The sequence below is a fragment of the Mesorhizobium sp. M0522 genome, from assembly GCF_040321085.1.
GTDB lineage: Bacteria > Pseudomonadota > Alphaproteobacteria > Rhizobiales > Rhizobiaceae > Mesorhizobium.
Genome location: NZ_JAMYQW010000081.1, coordinates 1 through 7,234, shown reverse-complemented (window position 1 = coordinate 7,234; position 7,234 = coordinate 1). Strand labels below are relative to the sequence as shown.

10 protein-coding genes and 1 tRNA gene are annotated in these 7,234 nt (G+C 61.6%); all 11 read left to right on the top strand.

Features of this window, described 5'->3' with window-relative positions; translation table 11 throughout:
- A partial coding sequence (locus NKI58_RS35175) for an EF-Tu C-terminal domain-related protein (protein ID WP_455749504.1) occupies positions 1–86 on the top strand: 86 nt, incomplete at its 5' end.
- A 159-nt stretch (positions 87–245) separates the two neighbouring features.
- The gene (locus tag NKI58_RS35170; RefSeq protein ID WP_352789673.1) at positions 246–1,973 is read left to right on the top strand and encodes a COG3904 family protein; all 1,728 of its coding nucleotides are present in this window, start codon (positions 246–248) and stop codon (positions 1,971–1,973) included.
- Positions 1,974–2,075: 102 nt separating this feature from the next.
- Positions 2,076–2,558, top strand: a complete 483-nt coding sequence (locus NKI58_RS35165; RefSeq protein WP_352789670.1) for a group II truncated hemoglobin — start codon at positions 2,076–2,078, stop codon at positions 2,556–2,558.
- A 145-nt stretch (positions 2,559–2,703) separates the two neighbouring features.
- A complete protein-coding gene (locus NKI58_RS35160) occupies positions 2,704–3,207 on the top strand; it encodes a hypothetical protein (RefSeq protein ID WP_352789667.1) in 504 nt (167 codons plus the stop codon).
- 77 nt (positions 3,208–3,284) lie between these two features.
- Positions 3,285–3,360: transfer RNA gene (locus NKI58_RS35155), tRNA-Trp, on the top strand.
- A 364-nt stretch (positions 3,361–3,724) separates the two neighbouring features.
- A complete protein-coding gene (gene secE, locus NKI58_RS35150) occupies positions 3,725–3,928 on the top strand; it encodes a preprotein translocase subunit SecE (RefSeq protein ID WP_023680439.1) in 204 nt (67 codons plus the stop codon).
- 27 nt (positions 3,929–3,955) lie between these two features.
- A complete protein-coding gene (gene nusG, locus NKI58_RS35145; RefSeq protein ID WP_006333333.1) occupies positions 3,956–4,483 on the top strand; it encodes a transcription termination/antitermination protein NusG in 528 nt (175 codons plus the stop codon).
- Positions 4,484–4,643: 160 nt separating this feature from the next.
- Complete coding sequence (gene rplK / locus NKI58_RS35140) at positions 4,644–5,072, top strand: 50S ribosomal protein L11 (RefSeq protein WP_023680440.1); 429 nt, start codon at positions 4,644–4,646, stop codon at positions 5,070–5,072.
- A gap of 4 nt (positions 5,073–5,076) precedes the next feature.
- Complete coding sequence (gene rplA, locus NKI58_RS35135; RefSeq protein ID WP_023680441.1) at positions 5,077–5,775, top strand: 50S ribosomal protein L1; 699 nt, start codon at positions 5,077–5,079, stop codon at positions 5,773–5,775.
- Positions 5,776–6,167: 392 nt separating this feature from the next.
- On the top strand, positions 6,168–6,686 hold the full coding sequence (rplJ, locus tag NKI58_RS35130; protein WP_008875657.1) for a 50S ribosomal protein L10: 519 nt from the start codon (positions 6,168–6,170) through the stop codon (positions 6,684–6,686).
- A gap of 54 nt (positions 6,687–6,740) precedes the next feature.
- Entirely contained in the window at positions 6,741–7,118 is a 378-nt protein-coding gene (gene rplL / locus NKI58_RS35125) for a 50S ribosomal protein L7/L12 (RefSeq protein WP_023680442.1), read from the top strand.
- Positions 7,119–7,234: the final 116 nt, after the last annotated feature.

Sequence of the window (7,234 nt, the reverse complement as noted above, 5' to 3'; positions counted from 1 at the left end):
TCGCCATGGAAGAGAAGCTGCGCTTCGCCATCCGTGAAGGCGGCCGCACCGTCGGTGCCGGCATCGTCGTCACCATCAAAGAGTAGTCGCCGGCGCTGCCGGTTGAGATCGGATGCAAAGGGGCGGTCTTCGGGCCGCCCTTTTTGATTCCGATATTCTGGCAATGGATTAACCGCATTGCTTCAAATCCTGTTGCAAGCGCCTCTGCCATAACTAGTATAGGTTGCATCGAGGGGGCTGCCCGAATGGTTCCATGGCGCCGTTTGCATAGTCAGGCATGGTGGTCGCTAGGGCTGATCTGCCTGGTGTCGTTGCTTGCCATGGGCCACGCTGCCTTCGCAGCGGATGCAAAGAAATCCACGCCGGAAAAATCCGCGCCGGATTTCGGCCCGACGATGCGGTTCGTCGTCGTGCGCAGCAGCGCGCCGGGCTGCGAGCCGACCTGTCCGGAATGGATATCGGCGGAAGGCTCGATAGAAGCCGGCACGCCGGCCCTGTTCAAACGCGCGCTGAAAGCGCTTGGCGGCCGAAAGCTGCCGATCGTCGTCGATTCCCCCGGCGGCAATGTCGAAGCTGCGCTGACACTTGGCCGCCTGATCCGCAAGAACAAGCTCGATATCGCCGTCGGTAAAACCGGCTTCGTCGGCTGTCTGCCAGATATGAAGAACTGCAAGGAAAACGACGGCAAGGGCGCCCGTTATTTCGGCGATGCCTATGCCAACGGCGCCATCTGTAATTCCGCCTGTCCGTTGATGTTTTCCGGTGGCATCCGGCGCGTGGTCGGGGAATGGGCCTTTCTCGGCGTCCATCAGATCACCACGACCTACATCCGGACGAAACTGCTGTACCGCACCACCTATCGCATGGTGAAGGGCAAGAAAAAGATCCTCAGCACCCGGATCGTCAGCCGAAGAGACGCCGGCAGCTACAAGACCTACGAGATGAACAAGCCGCTGGAGAGGCGGCTATCGGCCTATCTGAAGGAGATGGGTATTGATAAGGGCGTGCTGGATATCATGAAGGCAACGCCAGCCAGCGATATAAGGCAGATCAAGCCGGGAGATATGCTGGCGATGAAGCTCGTCACCAGCCTCGAGTCCGTCGACATCCTGACGGAAGCAGCCATATGCCGGCGGAGCCCGGCGCCGGCGAACTGCAAGGAAATCCCTGCGAATGCCAAGCCGGCCGAGGTGGCAGCGATCGATGCGAAGGCCAGACCTTCTCAACCGGCTCAAGTCCCACTTTCTCAGCCGGCGAAGGCGGCACCTACCCAGCCGGTCGAGGCAGCGCCAGGGAATGGGGCGCCGGAGATGCGCTTCGTTGTGGTTCGCGGCAGCAATCCGCTGTGCAATCCCAACTGCCCGGAATGGATCTCGGCGGAAGGCGCGATTACCGCTGACACGCCCGAAAAATTGCGCCAACTGCTTGACAGCGTCGGCGACCGGCGCCTGCCCATCGTTATCAACTCGCCGGGTGGTGATGTGCTCGGTGCTTTGGCGGCCGGAAGGCTGATCCGCGAACGCAAGCTCGACGTCGCTGTGGCGCGGACGGATTTCATTGGCTGCGAGCCGCGGCAGGCCGACTGCACGGCCGAAGACGGCGTCTACAACGGGCTGACGGTCGATGCCGGCGGCGGTTGCGGCTCGGCCTGTCCGATCATGCTCGCCGGCGGTGTCAAACGCCTGGTCGGCCCGCGTGCACAGTTGAGCGTGCATTCGGTAGGGCAGGAGCAAAAGGTCAAGGCCTATCTCGAGGACATGGCCATCGGCCCCGGTCTGTTTACCGCAATTCAGCTGTATTCAGTCGAACGGCAGCTCGAACTCGACAGGATGCTGAAATACGGGCTGATAACCGGGCATCAATCGGCAGACGAATTGACAGGCCCCGGCATCTGCAGATCGGAGCCACGGCCGGAAAACTGCCGCGAAGCCTCGGGCGCCAAGGCTCAGGCCAGCACGCCGGTCAAATCGTAACGCGGGCATTGCGGCCGACTGCCCATCGAGGCAGGTTGAGCGGCGCGCGATGTTTCCGCTATCGTCAGCCACGGTTGAAGACCAGCATGGGAGGGATCGCGAATGAGCCAGGATGTCCCGACATTGTTTGAATGGGCCGGCGGCTCCGAAGCGCTGAACCGCCTGACCCAGACCTTCTACGACAACGTCTCTCGGGACCCCATCGTCGGGCCGGTGTTCAAGCATATGTCGCCGGATCATCCCGCTCACGTCGCGGCTTTCATCGGCGAAGTTTTTGGTGGACCGAAAACCTACAGCGAAAAGCACGGCGGCCATCGCGAGATGGTGATGCATCATCTTGGCAAGCATCTGACCGAGGAGCAGCGCCGGCGCTGGATCAATCTTCTCGCCGACGCCGCCGACGAGATCGGGTTGCCTGACGATCCCGAATTCCGCTCGGCCTTCATGGCCTATGTCGAATGGGGATCGCGGCTGGCCAAGATGAACTCCAACAAGGGCCCGACCTGCGATCCCGAGACCGAACCAATGCCGGCCTGGGGTTGGGGGGTGCCACGCGGCCCCTACAAGCCGCCTTCGGGAGACTGACCGGGGCGCGAATCGGTCGAAAACCCTGCCGCCAGGACCCGATTTGCGGGAAATGGGTGGCGGTGAATGGTTCGGTCCGCCAGGCTGGAACGGTTTGAGGCCACCGTGGCCGGCGGAGGCCGCGCTGAAAAACCGGAGGCCTGCGATGGGATCGGACAGCAAAGCAAATTCTGACAGCAACCGCGGAATCCGAAATCCGTTTGGCGTCATGGACGTCCCCACTCCCGACGACGAGGAGGTGTCGGCGTTCGCCGCCGGCGTGAAACTGGAGGGAACTCCAAGCGATGAAAATGCCGAGGCATCGGGCACCGAAAGCGACCGCGACCGCAACGACACCGTCGAAGGCAGCTGGTCCAGCCGATGGAACGGCGGTGCCGATCCCACGATCCCGGGCGATACCGAGGATAAATGGAAGTCCGGCCGGGGCGAGGTGAAGACGGCGGGAGAGAGGGTTTACCTGCTGTTCGATTGGCATGGTGGCGTGCGCAAGGGGCTCATCGATGCGCGGCGGCAGGGTGCGAAAGGGCTGGTCGGAAAATATATCAATCTGACCGACCCGAAAATCGTGCGTCCCTGGGTCGGCTTGATCGTCAGCAATCAACGGATCGACGGGAAATGGCCGGGAGGACGCCTGGACTTTCGAAGATGAAGGCCGGGTAGCGCACGTCGCTCTTTACAGAGCGCGCGGAAGCTTTTAGGAAGCGCCTGCTGCGCCGACATGCGCATACGGGCATAGCTCAGTTGGTAGAGCGGCGGTCTCCAAAACCGCAGGTCGTAGGTTCGAGCCCTGCTGCCCGTGCCATTCTTTGAATGGATACCTAAAAACGATTCTTTTGCAGTGCGGCCTTTGAAAACCGGCTTGTGACTTGCCATATAGCATAAGTTGCGGCATAAGGGCCGCATAGCCGGGACGGAACGACTGGATGGTTCCGAGGCGGCGTTTGGGCATAAAGCGGACACTTGCCACTTGCGTGGATCAAGAATCGGTTTTATGTAGACGAAACAGACACGCGACGCGTGGAGCTGGGAAGCCGGCTTTACGCGTCTGATTTGCATGGGCGAAATGATTGCGCTGATTCGGCGCGAACGCACGCTCAAGCGGCACGTCCCGGCCAGCGGGATCATCCAGGAGACCCGGCCAACGGGTCTTGCAGACAGAGCGGCATATGGCTTCGAAAACCACAAATCCTTTCACCTTTCTCCAGCAGGTTCGCGCGGAGACCGCCAAGGTCACTTGGCCGTCGCGGCGCGAAACGATGATCTCGACGGTGATGGTCCTTGTGTTCGCGGTCATCGCGATGATCTTTTTCTTTACCGCAGACGTGGCCATGGGCTTTGCGGTCGAAAAAATCCTCGGCCTCGGACAGTAAGTCCGGCGATTACGGAGAAGTCTTGAAATGACCGCGCGGTGGTACATCGTCCACGCCTACTCGAACTTTGAAAAGAAGGTTGCCGAGGACATTGAGAACAAGGCCAAGCAGAAGGGCCTGTCCGCCGACATCGAGCAGATCGTGGTGCCGACCGAGAAGGTCGTCGAGATCCGCCGCGGCCGCAAGGTCGATGCCGAGCGCAAGTTCTTTCCGGGCTATGTGCTGCTGAAAGCCAATCTGACCGATGCCGTGTTCTCGCTCGTCAAGAACACGCCGAAGGTCACCGGTTTCCTGGGCGACTCCAAGCCGGTGCCGATCACCGAAGCCGAAGCCCAGCGTATCCTGAACCAGGTTCAGGAAGGCGTCGAGCGGCCGAAGCCGTCGGTGACGTTCGAGATCGGCGAAGCGATCCGCGTTTCGGATGGACCATTCGCGTCGTTCAACGGTTTCGTCCAGGAAGTGGACGAAGAGCGGGCGCGGCTCAAGGTGGAAGTTTCGATCTTCGGGCGCGCCGTGCCGGTCGATCTGGAATTCGGACAGGTCGAGAAGGGCTGATCCGAAATCCCTGCACCGGTTTCGGCGGCAGGGAAGGCGGCGCGGAGATCGCGCGGCCAAAAACGGGTGGGAGGCGAATGCGGCTTTAGCCGGCCGCGCGGACCGCACCACCAGACTGCAACCGCCGGCAAGACCGGCATGAGAAAAGGCAGGAAGAGAGATGGCTAAGAAAATTGCAGGCCAGCTCAAGCTCCAGGTTTCCGCGGGATCGGCCACGCCGTCGCCCCCGATCGGCCCGGCGCTTGGTCAGCGTGGCATCAACATCATGGAGTTCTGCAAGGCGTTCAACGCGCAGACCCAGGAAATGGAAAAGGGCTCGCCGGTTCCGGTCGTCATCACCTACTACCAGGACAAGTCGTTCACCTTCGTCATGAAGACGCCGCCGGTGAGCTACTTCCTGAAGAAGGCTGCCAACCTGAAGTCGGGCTCGAAGGAGCCGGGCAAGGTCAAGGCTGGCACGATCGGCCGCGACAAGGTGCGCGCCATCGCCGAGCAGAAGATGAAGGATCTGAACGCAAACGACGTCGAGGCGGCCATGCGCATGGTCGAGGGCTCCGCCCGCTCGATGGGTCTGGAAGTGGTGGGCTGAGATCATGGCAAAGATTGCAAAGCGTGTATCGAAGACCCGCGAAGGCATCGATCCCAACAAGGCTTATGCTTTGGGTGAGGCGCTGAAGCTGCTCAAGGATCGCTCCTCGGTGAAGTTCGACGAGACGATCGAAGTCGCGATGAACCTCGGCGTCGACCCGCGCCATGCCGACCAGATGGTCCGCGGCGTGGTCAACCTGCCGAACGGCACCGGCCGCAGCGTTCGCGTCGCCGTGTTCGCGCGTGGCGACAAGGCCGAGGAGGCCAAGGCCGCCGGCGCCGACATCGTCGGAGCCGAGGATCTGGTCGACATCGTCCAGAAGGGCACGATCGACTTCGACCGCTGCATCGCCACGCCGGACATGATGCCGCTGGTCGGCCGTCTCGGCAAGGTGCTCGGTCCGCGCGGCATGATGCCGAACCCGAAGGTCGGCACCGTCACCACCGACGTTACCGCCGCCGTCAAGGCATCGAAGGGCGGCGCCGTCGAGTTCCGCGTCGAGAAGGCCGGCATCGTTCACGCCGGCGTCGGCAAGGTCTCGTTCGACGTCAAGGCGCTGGAAGAAAACGTCCGCGCCTTCGCTGACGCGGTGACCAGGGCAAAGCCGGCTGGTGCCAAGGGCAACTACGTCAAGAAGGTGTCGGTCACCTCGACGATGGGCCCGGGCCTCAAGCTCGACGTCTCGACGCTCGCAGCGTCCTGATACGAACAATTGGATCGGCCGCTAAAACGCTGATCCGTGAAAGAATTCCGGGCCTCCGACCTGTCGGCGGCCCGGTACCGGAAGTCGAAAGGCTTCCGGACATCCTGTCCGAGATTGCAGGCGGCCCCCAAGCCTTAGGTGATGTGGGCCTTAATTCATGTGGGCCTGCATGAGACGGGTGAAGACCGGACAAAGGAGCCACAAGCTCCAATGAAAGGTTCGAACCGTGTTTGCCTTTTGTCTGCGCACCGTCCGGCTTGCCGGCAGGTGTGGCGAAAGGGGGCAGGATCCTCGAGCGTCGTTCGGGAGATCCGTTACTGGATGGCCCGGCCGGCAAAAGGCAACCCGACGCCTGTCCTTCGTAGAGGGCAGGGGTCAACTGGAGATAGGCAGTGGACAGAGCGGAAAAACGCGAACTCGTCACGGGCCTGAATGATGCGTTCTCAAGCGCTGGTTCAGTCGTCGTGGCCCACTACGCCGGTATCACCGTCGCGCAAATGAACGACCTTCGGTCGAAAATGCGCGCCGCCGGTGGCACCGTCAAAGTCGCGAAGAACCGTCTCGCCAAAATCGCTCTTCAGGGCACGGACTCCGCATCGATCATCGAGCTGTTCAAGGGACAGACGCTGATCGCCTATTCGGAGGATCCGATTGCGGCGCCGAAGGTCGCGTCCGATTTCGCCAAGGGAAATGACAAGCTCGTCATTCTCGGCGGCGCAATGGGTACCACCTCGCTCAATGCCGACGGTGTGAAGGCACTCGCCACACTTCCGTCGCTCGATGAGCTGCGCGCCAGGCTGGTTGGCATGATCGCCACGCCGGCAACCCGGATCGCCCAGATCGTCAATGCGCCTGCGGCTTCGGTCGCGCGCGTCATCGGCGCTTACGCCCGGAAGGACGAGGCGGCATGAGGCCGTTCCTCGCTATCACAAACACACGTTCGAACCTTATGAAGGAACATTGCAATGGCTGATCTGGCAAAGATCGTAGACGACCTTTCGAAGCTGACCGTCCTCGAGGCGGCCGAGCTGTCGAAGCTTCTTGAAGAAAAGTGGGGCGTTTCCGCCGCTGCTCCGGTGGCGGTTGCCGCTGCCGGCGGCGCTGCGGCCGCTGCTGCTCCGGTCGAGGAAAAGACGGAATTCGACGTCGTCCTCACCGAGGCAGGCGCTCAGAAGATCAACGTCATCAAGGAAGTTCGCGCCATCACCGGTCTTGGCCTCAAGGAAGCCAAGGACCTGGTCGAGGCGGCTCCGAAGCCGGTCAAGGAAGCCGTTTCCAAGGCCGACGCGGACAAGTTCAAGGCCCAGCTGGAAGCAGCCGGCGCCAAGGTCGAACTGAAGTAAGCGTTGAGTACCGGGGGCGCGGCCGGGCCCCCGCCCCCCACCAAAATGCGCGGAACGGGGCGGGGCTAAAACCACAAGGCGGCAAAAAAGATTAAGAGAGATTAATAAAAAAAAAA

Coding starts and splice junctions, on each gene's coding strand:
- NKI58_RS35170 (WP_352789673.1), top strand. CDS start 246: ATGGTTCCATGGCGCCGTTTGCATAGTCAGGCATGGTGGTCGCTAGGG.
- NKI58_RS35165 (WP_352789670.1), top strand. CDS start 2,076: ATGAGCCAGGATGTCCCGACATTGTTTGAATGGGCCGGCGGCTCCGAA.
- NKI58_RS35160 (WP_352789667.1), top strand. CDS start 2,704: ATGGGATCGGACAGCAAAGCAAATTCTGACAGCAACCGCGGAATCCGA.
- secE (WP_023680439.1), top strand. CDS start 3,725: ATGGCTTCGAAAACCACAAATCCTTTCACCTTTCTCCAGCAGGTTCGC.
- nusG (WP_006333333.1), top strand. CDS start 3,956: ATGACCGCGCGGTGGTACATCGTCCACGCCTACTCGAACTTTGAAAAG.
- rplK (WP_023680440.1), top strand. CDS start 4,644: ATGGCTAAGAAAATTGCAGGCCAGCTCAAGCTCCAGGTTTCCGCGGGA.
- rplA (WP_023680441.1), top strand. CDS start 5,077: ATGGCAAAGATTGCAAAGCGTGTATCGAAGACCCGCGAAGGCATCGAT.
- rplL (WP_023680442.1), top strand. CDS start 6,741: ATGGCTGATCTGGCAAAGATCGTAGACGACCTTTCGAAGCTGACCGTC.